This is a genomic window from Cupriavidus sp. SHE, from assembly GCF_000812445.1.
In the GTDB taxonomy this organism is placed as follows: Bacteria; Pseudomonadota; Gammaproteobacteria; order Burkholderiales; family Burkholderiaceae; genus Cupriavidus; species Cupriavidus metallidurans.
This window is the reverse complement of sequence record NZ_JWMB01000066.1, coordinates 1-19,176: the sequence shown is the minus strand read 5'-3', so window position 1 is coordinate 19,176 and position 19,176 is coordinate 1. Positions and strand designations below refer to the sequence as shown.

Sequence of the window (19,176 nt, the reverse complement as noted above, 5' to 3'; positions counted from 1 at the left end):
GAAGTGATCACGTTCCGCCGAAACCAGCGATCAGCTTCCCGCCGAAACAGGTGATCACGTTCCCCCGAAATCGCTGATCACGCGCCCCGAAATACGCAACTGAGATCAATCGTTTCATGCGACTAGAGACCAGAAATCTGATTGCGCCTGCAGGTCTGGCGTATCGAAACACGCAGCCTATCGTCCCATATGTTCAAAGTCGAAAAAAAAGCCCGCTGCGCGAAGCAGGCGGGCCGGGATGAATTATCGTGGGGTCAATCACGACGGTTTTGATTGTCTGATAATGTATTCTCGTCGTCTGCCCTACGTACGGGGGGATTAACTCGAATGAGTTAGTTGTATCCCACTCACAGCCAAAAAGATTTGCTTGAAGCACTTTGCGGTGCTAGTCAAAGTGCGGATTTAGCCGTCCAGCGACTCGAGCGTGAACTTCGCGCCGCCGTCCTGACCAAGCAGTTCGACCAGTTTCGGCATGGCTTCCTGAAGCTCTGCCTTGAGCGTCCAGGGTGGGTTGACGATGAACATGCCACTGCCATGCAGGCCCAGACCGCCCGCGACCGGGTGTTTGACGGTGAGTGTGACGTGCAGCCAGCTCTTGAGCGGCAAGCGCTTCAGCTGGGCCGGTAGCTGGGTCGATTCCCGTCGTTGCACCTCGGGATACCAGATCGCATAGATGCCCGTGGCGAAACGCTCCAGGCCAGCCTTGAGCGTATCGAGCGTGCGGGCGTAGTCTTGCTTGTCTTCGTAAGAAGGGTCGATCAGCACCAGTGCGCGGCGGGGTGGGGGCGGCAGGATAGCCTTGATGCCGTTGAAGCCATCGCCGTCATAGAGCATGACCTTGCGTCCCGCGCCGCGGAAATTGTCGCGCAGTACCTGGATCTCGGTGCTGTGCAGTTCGAACAGGCGCAGGCGGTCCGCATCGCGCAGCATTTGCCACGCCAGCCACGGCGAACCAGGATAGTGCTTGAGATTGCCGTCCTCGTTCAGCGCGCGTACCTGTTCCAGATAGGCGTCGAGCAGGGCAGGCATAGGCTGGCCATTCGCGGCGGCGCGCCAGAGCGGGCCAATGCCGGTCTCGAACTCCGACTTTTTCTGCGCGTAGGCGTGATCAAGGGCATAGAGCCCGGCGCCGGCGTGGGTGTCGATGTACCAGAACGCCTTGTCCTTCTGCGTCAGGTAGTCCAGCAACTGGACGACGACGGCGTGCTTGAGGACATCGGCATGATTACCGGCGTGGAAGGCGTGACGATAACTGAGCATGGCGAGGGAATGACGGCGCGCAAACTTCGCGCAATTACGGCCTTGAAGGCATTTTCAGGGCGGTGCGCGGGGAGGGCGCTATGCTACCATCCGCCGCCATTTCCGGCCGTATGAATCCTTGCCATGACGCGCGTTCTCGAGCCCGCCGAGCCCATTCTGTCGAATGACGGTACTCCCTATTCGCCTCGCTATGACGATGTCTACCACGGCGCGCGTGGAGGTCTGGCACAGGCACATCACGTGTTTCTCGGTGGCAATGGTCTGCCTGAAGGCTGGGCCGGGCGTGAGCAGTTCGTCATTGTCGAGACGGGGTTTGGGCAGGGCCTGAATTTCCTCGCCACCTGGCAGGCATGGCGTAACGATCCGCAGCGTTGCCAACGGCTGCATTTCGTGTCGATCGAGAAACATCCCTTCACGCGCGAAGGTCTTGCGCAACTACATGCACATGCTGGCCTGGGCGATCTGCTGCCGTTAGCCGACCAATTGCAGCAACAATGGCCTGATGCGTTGCCCGGCTTGCACAGACTGTCGTTCGAGGATGGGGCGGTCACGCTGACGCTGGCGTTGGGCGACGTGGAAACGATGTTGCCGAAGCTAGTGCTTGGCGCCGATGCCTTCTACCTAGATGGGTTTTCGCCATCGCGCAACGCTGACATGTGGTCCGACACCGTGTTCCGCGGCCTGGCACGTCTCGCCCGCATCGGTGCGACGCTCGCGACCTACACAGCGGCGGGATTCGTGAGGCGCGGGCTCAAGGCGGCCGGGTTCGAGGCGCACAAGGCGCCCGGATTTGGTGGCAAGCGAGACATGACCGTGGCGCGTTTCGCGCCAGTCTGGAAGAACCGCCGTTATGCGCCGCCCGAGGCGGCGCAATGGGCCGAGCGACATGCCATCGTCATCGGAGCGGGGCTGGCGGGATGCGCCGTGACCGAACGTCTGGCTGCGCGTGGCTGGCGCGTGACATTGTTCGATGCGCATGACGGACCGGCGCGACAAACGTCGAGCCACCGTGCCGCGGCGATGCACGCGCATGTGTCCGCCGACGACAGCTTCCTTTCACGACTGTCCCGTGCTGGCAACCTTCATGCGTTGCGCGCGTGGGGCGCCTTGGAGGCGGCTGGCTATCCCGCGGGATGGCACGACACTGGGGTCCTGCAGATCGGCGAGGATGATGCTGAGAACGCGGCGCAGCAAGCCGCGCTTGCGGAGCTTGGGTTTCCGGAGTCATTTGTGCGCTGGATGTCGCCGCAAGAGGCTACGGAGCAGCATGGCGCAACGGTTCCGAGAGGCGGATTGTGGTTTCCGAAGGGAGGCTGGGTGGCGCCGCCCGACATTTGCCGCGCGCAGCTTGCGAAAGCTGGTGCGGCTGTGGATGCGCGATTCCATTGCCGGGTGGCAGCGATCAGGCAGATCGGCGATGTGTGGCAGGCGCTTGCCGATGACGGTGGGATATTGGCCGCAGCGCCGGTTCTGGTGCTCGCCAACGCCTACGAAGCCGATCGGCTGACCTCGGGCCAGTTCCTGGCGCTGCGCCGGGTGCGCGGCCAACTGACGGATCTGGCGCCCGTGCAGACAGAGGCGCTGGGTGGCTGGCCCGATTGCGTCGTGACCGGCGGTGGTTATCTACTGCCGCGTGACGCGGCGGGCGGAGCAAGGATGGGCTCGAGTTATGAAGCGGACGAAGGGCCGCTGGTCGAGCGTCCGGAAGTGCACGCTGCCAACCTCGATCGTCTGGCATCGATGATGCCGGACCGGGCGTCACAGATCGCGCAGATCGACCCCGCCACGCTGCAGGGTTACGTCGGCGTGCGCACGGTCACGTACAACCGGCTCCCGCTTGTCGGGCGCATTGCCGACGATGCGCAGGCACTGTCCCGTGCCGCTGCGTTGCGTGGCGCGCATCTACGTGATCTGCCGCGGCTTCCCGGTCTGTATGCGGCCCTTGCATATGCCTCGCGGGGCCTCACATGGGCTGCCTTGTGCGCGGAGCTGATCGCCAGCCAGATCGAGGGTGAACCACTGCCGCTCGAGGCCGATCTGGCAGATGCGATCGATCCCGCACGGCTCCTGCTGCGCGCGCTCCGACACGGTCACGCGCAGGCGCCCGAATCGGCGGGGCCTGGGGTGGATGCGGCCGGCTAGGGTAAAAACTGCCGGAAGCGAATCAAAACCGTGCGATAATCCCCGTTTTCCGTTTGCACGGAGACCTCCGCTCGTCGGCGCCAGTCGCGGGTGGACCGATATGCAGGCGGTTGCGCTGACAACAACATTTCTGGATTGGATTAACGACCATGTCGAACGTCATTGAAAACCTCGGCAAGCTGGACCGCAAGGTGACCCTGGCTATTCCCAAGGCCGAAGTGCAGAAGGAAACCCAGGAACGCCTGGCTCGTCTGTCGAAGACCGTGAAGATGTCCGGCTTCCGCCCGGGCAAGGTGCCGATGAAGATGGTCGAGAAGCAATATGGCCAGCAAGTCGAGTTCGAAGTGCGCTTCGACAAGGCTGCCCGCAAGTTCTTCGACATCACCCAGGCCCAGGAAGTGAAGGTGGCCGGTCAGCCGAAGTTCGACATCAAGACCGAAGGCGTGGCTGACGACGAACTGGCTTTCGAAGCCACGTTCGAGGTGTATCCGGAGGTCAAGATTGGCGACCTCGCGTCGGCCGAAGTGACCCGCACCAAGACCGAAATCGGCGACGCCGAGATTGACAAGACCGTCGACATCCTGCGCAAGCAGCGCGTGCACTTCCACGGTCGTGGCGATGCGGGTGCCCACGGTGACGGCGGCGCCGACGTGGCTGCCCAGAACGGCGACCGCGTGACGCTGGACTTCGTCGGCAAGATCGACGGCGTCGAGTTCGCTGGCGGCAAGGCCGAGGACTTTGTGTACGTGCTGGGCGAAGGCCGCATGCTGCCGGAGTTCGAAACGGCTACGCTGGGTCTGAAGGTGGGCGAAAGCAAGTCGTTCCCGCTGACGTTCCCGGCCGATTACCACGGCAAGGAAGTGGCCGGCAAGACCGCTGAATTCACGGTCACGCTGAAGAAGGTCGAGTGGGCGCACCTGCCGGAAGTGGACGATGCGTTCGCCAAGTCGCTTGGCATTGCTGACGGCAGCGTGGAAAAGATGCGCGCCGACATCCGTGAAAACCTCGAGCGCGAAGTCAAGCGCCGCACGCACTCCATGCTGAAGGATCAGGTCATGGAAGCGCTGCTGAAGGTTAGCGAGCTGGACGTGCCGAAGGCGCTGGTCGAGCAGGATCAGGAACGCCTGGTGGAAATGGCCCGTCGCGACCTCGAGCAACGTGGCATGCCGAACGCCAAGGACATGCCGATTCCGGCCGAGATGTTCACGCAACAGGCCGAGCGCCGCGTGAAGCTGGGCCTGATCCTGGCCGAGATCGTCAAGGCCAACGGCCTGGAAGCCAAGCCGGACCAGATCAAGGCCGAAATCGAGGACTTCGCGAAGAGCTACGAAGACCCGAAGGAAGTCATGCGTTGGTACTACGGTGACCAGCAGCGTCTGGCCGAGATGGAAGCCTACGTGCTCGAAAACAACGTGGTAAATTTCGTGTGCGACAAGGCCAAGGTCGCGGACAAGACGGTGTCGTTCGAAGAACTCACCGCCGCGCCCGCACAAGCCTGAGGTTGGGCATAAGCCGGAATCCGCGCGAGTATGGCGCGGCGCCGGCTTGCGTCAATCGGCCTCGCGCGCTGGCCGATTGACGCCATTCCTGAATATCTGGAGAACCTGCATGACCCGCAATGATTTGCTTGATCGTCTCGCCACCACGCAGGCTTCTGCTCTGGAGACCCAGGGTCTTGGTCTGGTGCCGATGGTCGTCGAGCAGTCCGGCCGGGGCGAGCGCGCGTACGACATCTACTCGCGCCTGCTCAAGGAACGTGTCGTCTTCATGGTCGGCGAAGTGAACGACCAGACTGCCAACCTGGTGGTGGCCCAGCTTCTGTTCCTCGAAAGCGAGAATCCTGATAAGGACGTGTCGCTGTACATCAATTCGCCCGGCGGTTCGGTTTCGGCCGGTCTGGCGATCTATGACACGATGCAGTTCATCAAGCCCGATGTGCAAACACTGTGCATGGGCATGGCGGCCAGCATGGGTGCATTCCTGCTCGCAGCAGGCGCCAAGGGCAAGCGCAGCGCGCTGCCAAACTCGCGAATCATGATTCACCAGCCGTTGGGCGGTGCGCGTGGCCAGGCTTCGGACATCGAAATCCAGGCACGCGAGATCCTGTATCTGCGCGAGCGCCTGAACAGCATCCTTTCTGAGGTGACCGGCCAGCCCGTGGAGAAGATCGCGCGCGATACTGATCGCGATAACTTCATGAGCGGCGACCAGGCCGTGGATTACGGTCTGATCGACAAGGTGATTACCCGTCGCAGTTGAGACGGATCGGCCGGTGTGCCGGTAGGCCATTCCGGGCGCGATTCAGAAAGGATTGCCCCGGGTGGCGCCCGGTAACGCCGGGCGTAGGCTGTACGAATCCGCTCGCCGTAAATGGCGAAGGCTACACCGGAACGAGGCTGTATGCCTCGTTTTTGCGTTTTGCCCCACATGGAGGGGTTGCCGCCGACTGTGCCAATTGTTTTGGCGTATGATGCGTTTAATGCGTTTCCCGCCCGGTCTTCCGCTTGGTGGGAACACACTGCTAATGTGACTGATTCCTATGGCGGACAAAAAAGGTTCATCCAGCGAGAAGCTTCTCTACTGCTCCTTCTGCGGCAAGAGCCAGCATGAGGTGAAGAAGCTGATCGCCGGCCCGTCGGTGTTCATTTGCGACGAATGCATCGACCTGTGCAACGAGATCATCCGTGACGAGGCCTCCGCGACCGACAAGGACGCCACGGCCGCCACGCGATCGGATCTACCCACGCCCCACGAGATTCGCGAGAGCCTCGACCAGTACGTGATCGGGCAGGATCAGGCCAAGAAAATTCTGGCCGTAGCGGTCTACAACCACTACAAGCGCCTCAAGCACCTCGGCAAGAAGGACGATGTCGAGCTTTCCAAGAGCAATATTCTGCTGATCGGGCCGACTGGCTCCGGCAAGACGTTGCTTGCCCAGACGCTGGCTCGCCTGCTCAACGTGCCGTTCGTGATCGCGGACGCAACGACGCTGACGGAAGCCGGCTACGTGGGCGAGGATGTCGAGAACATCATCCAGAAGCTGCTCCAGAACTGCAATTACGAGGTGGAGAAGGCGCAGCGCGGTATCGTCTACATCGACGAAATCGACAAGATCTCGCGCAAGTCCGACAACCCGTCGATCACCCGCGATGTCTCTGGCGAGGGTGTGCAGCAGGCGCTGCTGAAACTGATCGAGGGCACGATGGCCTCGGTGCCGCCGCAAGGTGGCCGGAAGCATCCGAATCAGGACTTCCTGCAGGTGGATACCACCAACATCCTGTTCATCTGCGGCGGCGCGTTTGACGGCCTGGAGAAGGTCATCATGCAGCGCTCGGACAAGACCGGTATCGGTTTTGCCGCCCAGGTGCAGAGCAAGGAAGAGCGGGAAGTCAGCGAAGTGCTGCCACAGACCGAGCCCGAGGATCTGATCAAGTTCGGCCTGATTCCGGAACTGATCGGTCGTCTGCCGGTGGTGGCCACGCTAGCGAAGCTGGATGAGGCTGCACTGATGCAGATTCTGATCGAGCCGAAGAACGCGCTGGTCAAGCAATATCAGAAGCTGCTGGCCATGGAAGGCGTGGAGCTGGAAATCCGCCCGGCCGCACTGTCCGCGATCGCTCGCAAGGCCATTCGCCGCAAGACCGGTGCGCGCGGCCTGCGTTCGATCCTTGAACAATCGCTGATGGATGTCATGTATGACCTGCCCAACTACAAGGGCGTCCAGAAGGTCGTGATCGACGAGAACACGATTACCGGCGACGCAGCGCCGCTCCTGGTTTATGAGGAGCAGCAGCCCAAGGTGGCGGGGTCCAACTGACGATCGCGCCGCACATGGGTGGCCTCGACCACACCGGCAAATTTCAAGCGGCCGTTCGCAGCAAAGCGAACGGCTTTTTTTCTTCAATTCCACAAACGAACGGGAGCAAACGCGGGTATGCTGTTTCACTGGGGGTCGCAAGTGCAGTTTGCAGCATGTTTTTCTGCGTACAGATTCGATGATGGGCATCTTGCAATCGAATTCCGCGACCCTATTTACGCCTTAAATGACTGACTGGGGAAAATGATGTCCGGAACACAACTCCTCCCGGCTGAGCCGATTCGCCTCCCACTGTTGCCGCTGCGCGACGTGGTGGTGTTTCCGCACATGGTGATCCCGCTGTTCGTGGGACGCCCGAAGTCCATCAAGGCGCTTGAGACTGCGATGGAGTCGGGCAAGAGCATCATGCTCGTGGCCCAGAAGACTGCGGCCAAAGATGAGCCCACCGCGGATGACCTGTATGAGGTCGGCTGCATCGCCAATATCCTGCAAATGCTGAAGCTGCCCGACGGCACCGTGAAGGTGCTGGTGGAGGGTACGCAACGTGCAAATATCACCGAGGTGAGCGAGGACGATTCGCACTTCATGTGCGAAGCCGTGCCTGTGCCGCCCGCACCGGTTGAATCGGCCGAGACCGAGGCCCTGCGCCGCGCGATCGTGTCGCAGTTCGACCAGTACGTGAAGCTGAACAAGAAGATCCCTCCTGAGATCCTGACGTCGCTGTCCGGTATCGATGAGGCCGGTCGTTTGGCCGATACGATCGCCGCGCATCTGCCGATCAAGCTCGAGCAGAAGCAGAAGATCCTTGAGATGGTCAAGGTGACCGAGCGTCTCGAGAGCCTGCTGTCGCAGCTCGAGGGCGAGATCGACATCCTGCAGGTGGAAAAGCGCATTCGTGGCCGCGTCAAGCGCCAGATGGAAAAGAGCCAGCGCGAGTACTACCTGAACGAGCAGGTCAAGGCGATCCAGAAGGAACTGGGCGAGGGCGAGGAAGGCGCTGATCTGGAAGAACTGGACAAGCGCATCAAGGCCGCCCGCATGCCCAAGGAGGCCAAGAAGAAGGCCGACGCCGAGTTCAAGAAGCTCAAGCTGATGTCGCCGATGTCGGCCGAGGCCACCGTCGTGCGCAACTATATCGACACGCTGGTCAGCCTGCCGTGGCGCAAGAAGAGCAAGGTCAACAACGACCTGGCTAACGCCGAGCGCGTGCTCGATGAGGACCACTATGGCCTCGAGAAGGTCAAGGAACGGATTCTCGAATACCTTGCCGTGCAACAGCGCGTGGACAAGGTGAAGGCGCCGATCCTGTGCCTGGTTGGCCCTCCGGGTGTCGGCAAGACCTCGCTCGGCCAGTCGGTTGCGCGTGCCACGAACCGCAAGTTCGTGCGCATGGCGCTGGGTGGTGTGCGTGACGAGGCCGAGATCCGCGGTCACCGTCGTACGTACATTGGATCGATGCCGGGCAAGATCCTGCAGAGCCTGTCGAAGGTCGGCGTGCGCAATCCGCTGTTCCTGCTCGACGAGATCGACAAGATGGGCATGGATTTCCGTGGCGATCCTTCGTCGGCGCTGCTCGAGGTGCTGGACCCGGAACAGAACCACACGTTCCAGGACCACTACATCGAGGTGGACTTTGACCTGTCGGATGTGATGTTCGTGGCGACGTCGAACTCGCTGAACATTCCGCCGCCGCTGCTGGACCGGATGGAAGTGATTCGCCTGTCGGGCTACACGGAGGACGAGAAGGTCAACATCGCCACGCGCTATCTGTTGCCGAAGCAGATCCGTAACAATGGCCTGAAGCAGGGCGAGATCGAGGTGACCGAAGCGGCAATCCGCGACATCATCCGCTACTACACGCGAGAAGCCGGTGTGCGCTCGCTGGAACGCGAAGTGTCGAAGATCGCTCGCAAGGTTGTGAAGATGCTGCTCCTGAAGAAGGAGTCCACGGCGGTGAAGGTGGATTCCGAGAACCTGGACAAATTCCTCGGCGTGCGCAAGTACGACTTCGGTTTAGCCGGCAAGGAAAACCAGGTTGGTCAGGTGACGGGTCTGGCGTGGACGGAAGTCGGCGGCGACCTGCTGACGATCGAAGCCGCGATCATGCCTGGCAAGGGCAACATCACGCGCACCGGTTCGCTCGGCGATGTGATGAAGGAGTCGGTCGAGGCCGCGCGTTCGGTGGTGCGTTCGCGGGCGCGTCGTCTGGGTATCGCGGATGAGATGTTCGAGAAGCGCGACATCCACATCCACGTGCCCGAGGGCGCCACGCCGAAGGATGGTCCGTCGGCCGGTATTGCGATGACGACCGCGCTGGTGTCGGTGCTGACTGGCATCCCGGTGCGTGCCGATGTGGCGATGACGGGTGAAATCACGCTGCGCGGAGAGGTGCTGCCGATCGGCGGTCTCAAGGAAAAGCTGCTGGCTGCCCATCGCGGCGGTATCAAGCTGGTGCTGATCCCCGAAGAGAACGTCAAGGATCTGGCTGACATTCCGGACAACGTGAAGAACGCCATCGAGATCATGCCGGTGCGCTGGATCGACCGGGTGCTGGAACTGGCGCTCGAGCGAAAGCCCGAGCCGCTGCCTGAGGAAGATGCCAAGCCCGCCGAGGTAGCGGACAAGGCCGCGTCCCAGGTGGAGCGTATCCATCACTGATCGACGCACGCGTCAGTCTGAGATGTAGTTGGGAGCGCCGCAGGGTCAAACCTGCGGCGTTTTTGTTTGCGCAATGCCTGCGGCGGCGTGTGCCTTGCGGTGCGCAGAAGATTGTTGCAATCAATGCTTGGCAAATCGAAAAGTCTCGTATTACAATCGCGGCCTCGCAACGCAAACAGCGGCAACGAAGCAGTAACCGCCGAATCGTGCGAAGCGAGATTACCCTGCAGGCAGCAGCTTGCGATGGTCTAGTGGGTGCTTAGCTCAGCTGGTAGAGCGGCGCCCTTACAAGGCGTAGGTCGGGGGTTCGAACCCCTCAGCACCCACCACTTCACCATTGCGATGCGTTGCCACTGATTGGGGCCGACACGGAGTGGTAGTTCAGTCGGTTAGAATACCGGCCTGTCACGCCGGGGGTCGCGGGTTCGAGTCCCGTCCACTCCGCCAGAATGCATAAAAAATCCCCGTAATTTCAATGAGTTACGGGGATTTTGTTTTTCAGCCCATCAGCCAGCCCATCAGTGCCTTTGCGCTACAAAATTGCGTGTTTAAGGAGGCTGGCGCCTCTCGGTTCAAGGCTGCGTGCTGTGGCACTTGGGGCTGTCATGGCGCCACTGGTGCGCCTGGGTGCCGGTCGTCACGTCGTTGGCGCGTGACATATAGGTAGGCACACGCGTTCACGGGGTCTAGCCACTGCACTGCGCGTATGCGACAGGCGGGCCCTCTGTGACGCTCGCTTGCAGGCCGGCTGCACCACGCCACTCATCCTTCATCACGTCAACTCATGACGGCCGAGGCATGACCTTCGTGACGGTCATGGGCGAACTCACCTTTCCTCTGGTTGGTCCCCCGACTTTTTGGTGCCCCAGGTTCTACCGAAGGCGCCTCCGGTGCGCTTTGCTCATCCCGTCGGAGCTGCTGCACACTGGCCTTATCCACGGCCAACACGCAAGGCCTTGGTAATCCCAATCGGAACATCGACCGTGTTCACCGCGACGCGTGCGATGACCCGCCTGACCAATTGATATCAGCTGCCTGATCGTAGCTGTCTACATAGACAGTCGACCTTGCCAGGGCACGTGGCGGGCGCTTCGCATTCGAGCAGAAGTCATCGATGTGTTGCGGCGCAGCCGTGTGACTTGGTGCCAGTAGCCGCCAGAAGAGCGTGGCGCGTCTAAACGCTTACTTGCAGTAATCAACTCTTGAGACGGAATGGCCAACGCGTTGGCGACGCGCGTCACGTGTTGGGCCCGTGTCATCTCGTAGAGTTGTTATCGTGACACGATGACTTTATTCTCAGCCATGCTCCCGCTGTATGGGTGGGAAGGGGGGGGCTCCAAGTTTCCCTGAGCTGACGTGGGGGTGCCATAGAGTTCCACTGTGACAGGCGATGCCGTTCTCCGAGGCTCGATCGACCGGAAAGTCGTGCCCACGCGGGCGGAGCCGGCGGTGCCAAAAGGCGAAGGACTGCACCACGTATTCATGTGTTATAAATAGCGCAGTGTGACAACCTTTGGTGGCGTTGCCACGGTTACGGATCTCATGGACTCGGTCGAACAGACGCTCCGTCGAATTGGCCCATGCGTCAGTACGCAACTCGTCGAGGCGCTGGTCAGCGAATATGGCCTGACGCCAGTGGCTGCCCGCCAGCGGGTTTCACGGAACAAGACCATTAGAAGGCTCGCATTTTTGCCGTTTCAGCGAAATGCGCGCTTTGTCTACCTGCAATCAGACTATGCTTCGCCGAAATTCTGGCGAGGGCTTGCAAGCGCCCTTCTCGAGAATTCAATTGCTCACGGCGGTGCGCTAGCGGCTTTGATGGCTCGCGGGGGCATCATGCCTCGCGTCCATTTTGATATTGCTTGCGGTGCGCCCATTGCGCAACGAGGCCACCTTTCTCCCGCAACCATTCTCGATCGATTGGAGCAAGCAGGGTTAGTGCAATCAATCGATATTGCAGGGGTTGGGGCATGCGTGCAACTCTCCCACCAGGTCGATGCAAGTTCCCTGGAGGTGGCAAGAATGCGCGCTCGTCTGAAGTCCGAGCAAATATTGCTGCTCGCAATCAAGGCCTGGGCTCGCAACCTCGGACTGGTTAGCTATGACAAGGTAGCGATACGCGATGAAAATTCTGAGCGTGGCCAGCCGAGAGTCGGTACATTTGCCTGGGACCTAACCGGGCCATCTTACGTGGCTCCGATGATTGACTGGTCATCTGGAGCTCCGAAGCCGGGATTCCTCGCGTGCGATGTGTTGCTCAATGCGGCGGTAACTGGGACGCATCTCAAGCCCTTCCTAAACAAGTGCAAGACGCTCCGAAGCTTAACGAAGGTGGGGCGCTGCCTTCAATTGTTTGTGGCGGAGGGCTATGAGCCTGAGGCATTTGGGCTTGCGAGGGCTGCCGGGGTGGTTCCTGCGACAACGTCTTCACTATTCGGTGACGAAGTCGCACAGGCGCTAACAGTCTTGACCGAACTTTTGTCTGAGACCTTTCTCCGTCCGGATACGGTTGAACTTCTCGATTTGGTGTTGTCACGCCTTACAAAGATTGAGGGTGCCGCGATCAATCTTCGCGGAGCACTCTTCGAGTTCATTGTGGCTGAACTCGTGCGAAGGTCTTCGGTTGTGTCGGAGGTCCAGATGAATGAGTTCTTCCGAGATGATCAAGGTCGATCGGCTGAAGTCGATGTGCTTGTCGTGCGTAGAGGACACTCAGTTCGCTTCATCGAATGCCGCGGTTACAAGCCCGGAGGCGAAGTGCCCGACGCGATGGTAGACAGATGGCTGGATAATCGCATCCCGATGCTGAGGGAAGCCGCCCATTTTGAACGTTCTTGGCGCGGTCTCGACCTCGTATTCGAGTTCTGGACGAGTGGCCAGCTGTCGGAGAAGGCCAAAGCAAGAATTCAGGAGGTTCAGACGACTGTACGTCCTGGCAAATACACCGTGTGTCTGATTGAAGGCGATGAACTGAGAGCACTCGCCAAGTCGATTGGCGATTCGGCCCTTCTCAAGACACTGAATGAGCATTACTTCGAGCATCCGCTTGAGGCGGCAAATCGCAAACTTCGAAAGAGGGAAGCTACCGGGCGTCTGCGTGCGCAGTCTCAATTGGTGAGGCGCTGAATCATGACAGTGCCTTGGCGTGCTTACCAAGAAGATGTAGCCGCGTTGTTTCGAGCTCTAGGCTTCTCAGTCAACGTTGAGCAAGAGGTGGAGGGGGCCCGCGGGCTTCATATTGTCGACGTGCTCGCGCGAAAGGTCGTGGGAGGGGTTACGGTTACTTGGTTGGTGGAGTGCAAACTGTGGAATTCGGCAATCCCGAAGGAAAAAGTTGCTGCGCTTTACCACATCGTCTCGGATGTGGGTGCGGATCGAGGCTTTCTCGTATCAGAATCCGGGTTTCAAGCCGGTGCCATCCGATCTTCCCAGCATTCAAATATCACTCTTGCCAGCTTGGACGAGCTCCGAGAAATTGCCAAAGAGGAACTCGAGAAATCTGCTCTCGCGCGTCTTGCTGGAGAGTCACATCGACTGCAAGGTATTTTGCATGGCATTTTTTTTCCAGATGATGGCTCCCAGGGTCCGCTACGCGGAGCGGCTCGCGAGGATATTCTTGATCTTCTCGCTAACATCGTCGAGATCAAGGTGGTTTCGGTGCCTAAAGCTCAAGCAGGAGAATTCCCGATCAAGCTTCACATCAATGAAAGTTCGGTTGTTTGCCACGATGCGTCGGAGTTTATTCTCGCAGCAACTGAAGAGCTTGAACGAGTGTCCGCGTGCATCCATTCAGTGCAGCGGGAGGTGCGGCGAGTCAGGGAGCTGGTGGGGGCCAAGGCTGAAGTTTTTTCCCAGGAGATTGCCCGCTTCCTGAATGCAGCGGAAACGGTGCTAATTTTCGAGCATTTTGATGATATCCAAGTAAACAAAGCCCTTCAGCACATGAAGCTCGTGGGTATTTATGCGGGAGAGCTTCGAGATCTGCTGTCTGGTCGTGCCTCGCGGGCCTTGCACAAAGTCATGCGTACCTTGATTGATGGGCCTTATCTTTTCCTGCCACTCCGCGAAATAAACAAATGGGCCACCGCTCGGGAGTCGGTCGAACTCGCAGTCGCTGCGCTGATTCAGGAGCTCAACTCCGCACCATCTTCATACTGTGCGGCGCCGGAAGCGGGTCGCGAAATCCGTTAGCCCTGCTTTCATCAGGCGGGTGCATTCCTGGGGTGCCGCCTGTCGAGCCCGGCGGCATTGTGATGGCTCGGGAAATTATGAACTTTAAGTGACAGAAAGTGGCCGCTCGATCGGATCCGTTTGTTGCTCTCGGATCTGAAAATCCGGCGGTATCCCCCGTTCGGAGGTGGTGCGGAGATGAGCATGCGCGCTACTATGGGAAACCTTCCACGCCTGCAAAACTTGCTAGATGTGTGCATCAAAATGTTTCTCGTATTTCGTGCTTACGTGGGATGTTTGTGAGAAATGGGGTGAAATGCGATGACAGGCAGTCGGCGCCAAAGACCGCGTCCTCCGGAAGACGTGCCTTGCAATGCGGTGAACTTCAGTACTGCTCTGACCTCTCCAAAGCCCGCCGTCATAGCTGGGCTGACAGCCGGGGACTGCCTGAGCGTCGAGCTTGTCCTTGAGAATCGACGCAAGGTTGTGGTGGCGAAAGCTGGTCAAAACATCGCTGGCTCGATCACGAACACCATTCACATACGGCTTGTCGAGTGTCTCGAGGCCGGTGAACCTTTTCACGCGATCATTGACAGCGTCTCCGGAGGGCATTGTGTCGTTCGGGTGGCGCATGGGCCCTGCAGATGAGCTCCATAGTTGTAGGCGGTGGAACATATTGGGAATATTGTCTGCATCCTGAATGGGAAGCCTTCTACGGTTCAGCAGGGCGAGCGGCAGCTCTGTTGGCCTTGCTGGGGGAGCACGTCGAGCTCGTAACCTTCGGCAACGAAGAAAAGGGGCGATATCTCAAGTACCTGGCTCAAACCTACGGTTTCGAGCGTGGCTCCGAAGCGATTGGCCCATCCATCTCTTTCTCGTACACGAATCCGCTCAGCTCGCCGAGCATTGCGCCGCCTCGCCATCTATTGAAGCAAGACACAACGGTCGTGGCCGCTGCCCCGGTTGTTCTCAGGTTCGGTGCGCTAGAAGGGACGGTGGTCGCCAAGGGCGACAGGGTGGTTTTCGATCCTCAAGATATTGACCTGCCTGAGCGATTTGCAGCTAACGGATCTACGGCTCATGAACTCGCCATTGTCTGCAACCTTCAGGAAGGGCAGAGTCTCACGGAGGCCGAATCTCCAGCCGATGTTGCGCACGCTCTGCTGCGACGCGAGGGGGCATGCGTTGCCGTGGTAAAGATGGGGGCTGCTGGAGCACTGGTTGCTGAAGGTGAGAAGCTGTCATTGATTCCGGCGTACCGAACCGACTCGGTGTTTGGTATCGGCAGTGGTGACGTTTTCTCTGCCGCTTTCACGTACTTTTGGGGAAAGCATCGCAGGCGCGCCCACGACGCTGCGCTTAGAGCGTCGCAGTTCGTGGCCTACTATTGCAACACAACGGATCTGCCAGTCAGCGAGCAAGCAGTTGTGGAGGCCGTCGACCAATTTCTCCCGAACAATGGGACGCCTCCGACTGAAGGACGGAAGCCGAAGGTTTATCTCGCTGGCCCATTTTTCACGATGTCACAGATCTGGCTTGTGGAGGAGGCGCGGGCGGCGTTGATGGACCAAGGGCTAGAGGTGTTCTCGCCCTACCACAATGTTGGCTTCGGGGTGGCGGCCGAAGTGGCGCCTAAGGATATTGCTGCCTTGGACGCGGCTGACTTGGTCTACGCCATCGTGGATGGATTGGATGCGGGCACGATGTTCGAGATCGGCTACGCAGTCAAACACAATATCCCTGTTGTCGCATTTGCCGAAAACGAATCACCCGGATCGCTGACGATGCTACTGGGTACCGGCGTGCATGTCGTGAAGGACTTTGCCGCTTCGATCTACAAGCTCAGTTGGATCGCGCGTCCATGAAATCTGCGTTGCTGCTCTCGGGGGGAATGGACTCCGCTTGTATTGCCTACTGGAAGCGGCCCGATCTCGCGATAAACGTCGACTACGGCCAGAAACCAGCCGAGGCAGAACGGCAGGCGGCACAAGCTGTTGCGGCGACACTCGGCATCCCGCTTGAGCTTGTCTCAGTCGATTGCTCCAGCTTAGGATCGGGCGATCTTGCGGGTGCCTCACCAGGCGTGTACGCACCCAGTTCTGAATGGTGGCCGTTCAGAAATCAATTGATCATCACCCTTGCAGTCATGGCTGCAGTGAAACATGGCATCCGGGAACTGATGATTGGGACGCTGAAATCCGATGGCATCCATGCCGATGGCCGGCCGGATTTTGTAATGGCGATGAGCAGAGTCTGCCAGCTTCAGGAAGGCAACATTCATCTGTCGGCGCCGGCTATTCAGTTCACGGCAGTCGAGCTGGTAAGACACTCGGGAATACCGATGGATCTTCTCGCATGGGCGCATTCCTGCCATACGGGGAACCTGGCTTGTGGGCAGTGTCGGGGGTGCAACAAGCAGGCAAATACCTACGACGAACTCAGCGATCTCGCTTGCTAGAACTTTTACTTCGCGGCCGGCGCCCGAGGCGGTGGATCGAGGGCGGATGCGGCCGAGTGCTCTTGATTGGAGGAAAACATGGAGTGGTCGAAACTCTTATCTGTGAAGCGCCTAGGGAGGGAGCCAGAGGCTGCAGGCAATGAACCGCTGCCGCGGACGGAATTCACAAGGGATTACGATCGGGTCATATTCTCCTCTGCCTTTCGAAGACTTCAGGACAAGACCCAAGTTTTTCCGCTTGCCAAGAGCGACTACATTCGAACGAGACTGACGCACAGCCTCGAGGTTGCCAGCGTCGGCCGCTCGCTTGGCATGATGGTGACGGAAATAATCCTCGAACGCGACAAGCATTTGGCAGCGTCCGTAGTGGCCCAGGACGTGGGTAGCGTAGTCGCCGTCGCTTGCCTTGCTCACGACATTGGTAATCCACCTTTCGGACACTCAGGCGAAGATGCGATCCAAGAATGGTTTGAGGCGGGTCGTGAAGGGGCCAACTATGCGGGCCTATTGACGCCAGGGTCTCAGCTTCGCGATCTACAGAAGTTCGAAGGTAACGCGCAAGGCTTTCGTACGGTGGCGACGCTGCAGTTTCCTGATCAGAGAGGCGGAATGCAGTTGACGAGCGCAGTACTCGGTGCGTTTACGAAGTATCCGCGCGAGTCCTACGTGGAAGACAAGCAGGCTCAGGGTAAATCCGGAGCGAAGTTCGGGTTCATGCAAACCGAGAGGGCACTGTTCGAGGAGCTTGCGAGCGAGCTAGGCCTCATCAGGAAGCCCGGGAACGGGATCGCCTGGCAGAGGCACCCTCTGGCATTCCTTGTCGAGGCCGCAGACGATATCTGCTATCACATCATGGATATCGAAGATGGCTTCCGCGCGGGGGTGGTCAATTTCGATGAACTCCGTGATCTTCATCGGCCTTGGTTGAGTAATCGAAGCCTTGAACGCGCAGACCGGTTGGGGGACGACGAACGCAGGGCCGAGTACTTCCGAGCCGTGACGGTGAATGCGCTGATCCACGCGACGGTTGCGGCGTTCAATCAGAACTATGACGGGCTCATGACCGGCACGTTTGACGAAGAACTCACCAAACGAATCGAACACGCTGACCATTTTCAGCGGTTCAAGGACGTGGCGGTCCGTCAGGTGTATTGCGCCAAGCCGGTCGTCGAGGTGGAAGCGTGCGGCTTCGAGGTCATCAGCGGTCTTCTGTCGGCGTTTGTAGGTGCGGTTGAAAACAAGGCGAAGAATCCGAAGAAGCCGCCTTCACGGGCGCGCACGTTGCTCAGCCTGATGCCCGGAGGCAATGCGTCATTTGACACGATGTCGGAGTATGAGCGGCTGATTCGCGTGACCGATTTCGTCTCCGGCATGACGGATTCGTACGCGGTCGACCTTTATCAGCGTATCCGAGGTATCTCCCTTCCCTAAGCGCGGCGGGTATCTGACGAGCTTGTGTTGAGGCGGCAGTGGTCCGCGGTGTGACATTGAGGTGCAACATGCAAAAGAAAAATGGGTCGTACCTGTTCTCCGCATCGGACATCGTATCCTTTCTCGAATGCGAACACAGCACGACGCTTGGTCTTCAGAATCTCGAGACGCCACTCGAAAGGGCGCCCGAGGATCCGCAGTTGAAGTTGATTCAGGACAAGGGGCTCGCACACGAGAAGGCCTATTTTGAGAAACTCACCCAGGGCCGGACGTGGGTAGATGTCAATGCGCAGGGCGATTCGGTGGAGGCGCGGGTAGCTGCGACCCGCAAAGCCATGCATGAGGGCGTGGGCGTTATCTTTCAGGCTGCGTTTCGGCATGACCAATACCTGGGCTACGCAGATTTCCTCGTGAAGGTAGACTCGCCTTCGCAGCTTGGCGCGTACAGCTACGAAGTTCAGGATACGAAGCTTGCCCGTTCCGCTCGCGGGAAGTTCATCATCCAGCTCTGTTTCTATTCTTGGCTGCTAAGCCGAGAGCAGGGAACTATGCCGCAGTCGATGCAGGTAGTCCTCGGCAGCGGGCATGTGGCCACTTTTCGTGTGGCTGACTATTTCATGTATTTTCGGGATGTGCTGGCTCGCTTCGAGCGCCGCATCGCTGAAGGTGACGCGGTCAATACGTATCCGGATCCGTGCGAAAAATGCTCGCAGTGTGAGTGGATCAATCTGTGTGATAGCAGGCGGTCCGATGATGACCATTTGTCGTACGTCGCCAATATCTCGAAGGCACAAATCAAGAAGCTCTCGGAGAGTGGCGTTACTACGCTCGCCGAACTGGCCGTGATGCCGGCGCAAGCGTCGATCCCCAAGCTCGCATCGAAGACGCTTGAGCGCCTGCGGGCGCAGGCAGCGCTTCAACTCAAGGCGCGTAGCGAGGGTGGCATGCACCTCGAGTTGCTTCCAAAGGTAGACCAGGGACTGCGCGGCTTCGAGCGGTTACCGACGCCGAGCCCAGGTGACATGTACTTTGACATGGAAGGTGATCCGTTGGAGGAGGGCGGTCTCGAGTATCTGTTCGGTCTGTATATCGTCGATGATGGGGTCGAAAAATTCGTTCCATTCTGGGCGCACACACGAGCAGTGCGTTTTCCGCGCCAAACTGGACACCCATTCCACGGCAAACTGGACACTGATTCCACGGCAATCTGGACGGCCATTCCAGCGCAAACTGGACACTG

At 59.3% G+C, this 19,176-nt stretch carries 12 protein-coding genes and 2 tRNA genes; 13 read left to right on the top strand and 1 reads right to left on the bottom strand.

The genetic code is table 11. From position 1 onward, the window contains the following. Window positions 1-402: 402 nt before the first annotated feature. Window positions 403-1,260 (bottom strand): 23S rRNA (adenine(2030)-N(6))-methyltransferase RlmJ, encoded by an 858-nt coding sequence (locus RN01_RS28675; protein ID WP_024569896.1) that lies wholly within the window; start codon window positions 1,258-1,260, stop codon window positions 403-405. A 123-nt stretch (window positions 1,261-1,383) separates the two neighbouring features. Here RN01_RS28675 and mnmC point away from each other — a divergent pair, with 123 nt between their 5' ends. The 13 genes from mnmC to RN01_RS28610 form a co-directional block, all read left to right on the top strand. Next, window positions 1,384-3,402: a bifunctional tRNA (5-methylaminomethyl-2-thiouridine)(34)-methyltransferase MnmD/FAD-dependent 5-carboxymethylaminomethyl-2-thiouridine(34) oxidoreductase MnmC gene (gene mnmC, locus RN01_RS28670; RefSeq protein ID WP_024569897.1), complete on the top strand. Its 2,019-nt coding sequence runs from the start codon at window positions 1,384-1,386 to the stop codon at window positions 3,400-3,402. Between the two features lie 149 nt (window positions 3,403-3,551). After that, a complete protein-coding gene (gene tig / locus RN01_RS28665; RefSeq protein WP_024569898.1) occupies window positions 3,552-4,901 on the top strand; it encodes a trigger factor in 1,350 nt (449 codons plus the stop codon). Window positions 4,902-5,010: 109 nt separating this feature from the next. After that, entirely contained in the window at window positions 5,011-5,661 is a 651-nt protein-coding gene (gene clpP / locus RN01_RS28660) for an ATP-dependent Clp endopeptidase proteolytic subunit ClpP (protein ID WP_008651661.1), read from the top strand. Window positions 5,662-5,941: 280 nt separating this feature from the next. Beyond that, entirely contained in the window at window positions 5,942-7,219 is a 1,278-nt protein-coding gene (gene clpX / locus RN01_RS28655) for an ATP-dependent Clp protease ATP-binding subunit ClpX (RefSeq protein ID WP_011516610.1), read from the top strand. Window positions 7,220-7,465: 246 nt separating this feature from the next. Beyond that, complete coding sequence (lon, locus tag RN01_RS28650; protein WP_011516609.1) at window positions 7,466-9,877, top strand: endopeptidase La; 2,412 nt, start codon at window positions 7,466-7,468, stop codon at window positions 9,875-9,877. A 253-nt stretch (window positions 9,878-10,130) separates the two neighbouring features. Next, window positions 10,131-10,206: transfer RNA gene (locus RN01_RS28645), tRNA-Val, on the top strand. Window positions 10,207-10,247: 41 nt separating this feature from the next. Beyond that, a tRNA-Asp gene (locus RN01_RS28640) sits at window positions 10,248-10,324 on the top strand. Window positions 10,325-11,419: 1,095 nt separating this feature from the next. Beyond that, window positions 11,420-13,003, top strand: coding sequence for a hypothetical protein (locus RN01_RS28635; RefSeq protein WP_017513894.1), 1,584 nt, complete (start codon window positions 11,420-11,422; stop codon window positions 13,001-13,003). Window positions 13,004-13,006: 3 nt separating this feature from the next. Continuing rightward, window positions 13,007-14,068 carry a restriction endonuclease gene (locus tag RN01_RS32620; RefSeq protein ID WP_052261204.1) on the top strand — a complete coding sequence of 354 codons (1,062 nt, stop codon included), beginning with the start codon at window positions 13,007-13,009 and terminating at the stop codon, window positions 14,066-14,068. 623 nt (window positions 14,069-14,691) lie between these two features. Then, window positions 14,692-15,912, top strand: coding sequence for a PfkB family carbohydrate kinase (locus RN01_RS28625; protein WP_039016810.1), 1,221 nt, complete (start codon window positions 14,692-14,694; stop codon window positions 15,910-15,912). Beyond that, on the top strand, window positions 15,909-16,505 hold the full coding sequence (locus RN01_RS28620; RefSeq protein WP_017513038.1) for a 7-cyano-7-deazaguanine synthase: 597 nt from the start codon (window positions 15,909-15,911) through the stop codon (window positions 16,503-16,505). The genes RN01_RS28625 and RN01_RS28620 overlap by 4 nt, the downstream gene beginning before the upstream one ends. Before the next feature lie 78 nt (window positions 16,506-16,583). Beyond that, complete coding sequence (locus tag RN01_RS28615) at window positions 16,584-17,936, top strand: deoxyguanosinetriphosphate triphosphohydrolase (RefSeq protein WP_017513039.1); 1,353 nt, start codon at window positions 16,584-16,586, stop codon at window positions 17,934-17,936. Window positions 17,937-18,004: 68 nt separating this feature from the next. After that, the coding region (locus RN01_RS28610; protein ID WP_039016809.1) for a TM0106 family RecB-like putative nuclease at window positions 18,005-19,176 on the top strand (1,172 nt) is incomplete at its 3' end.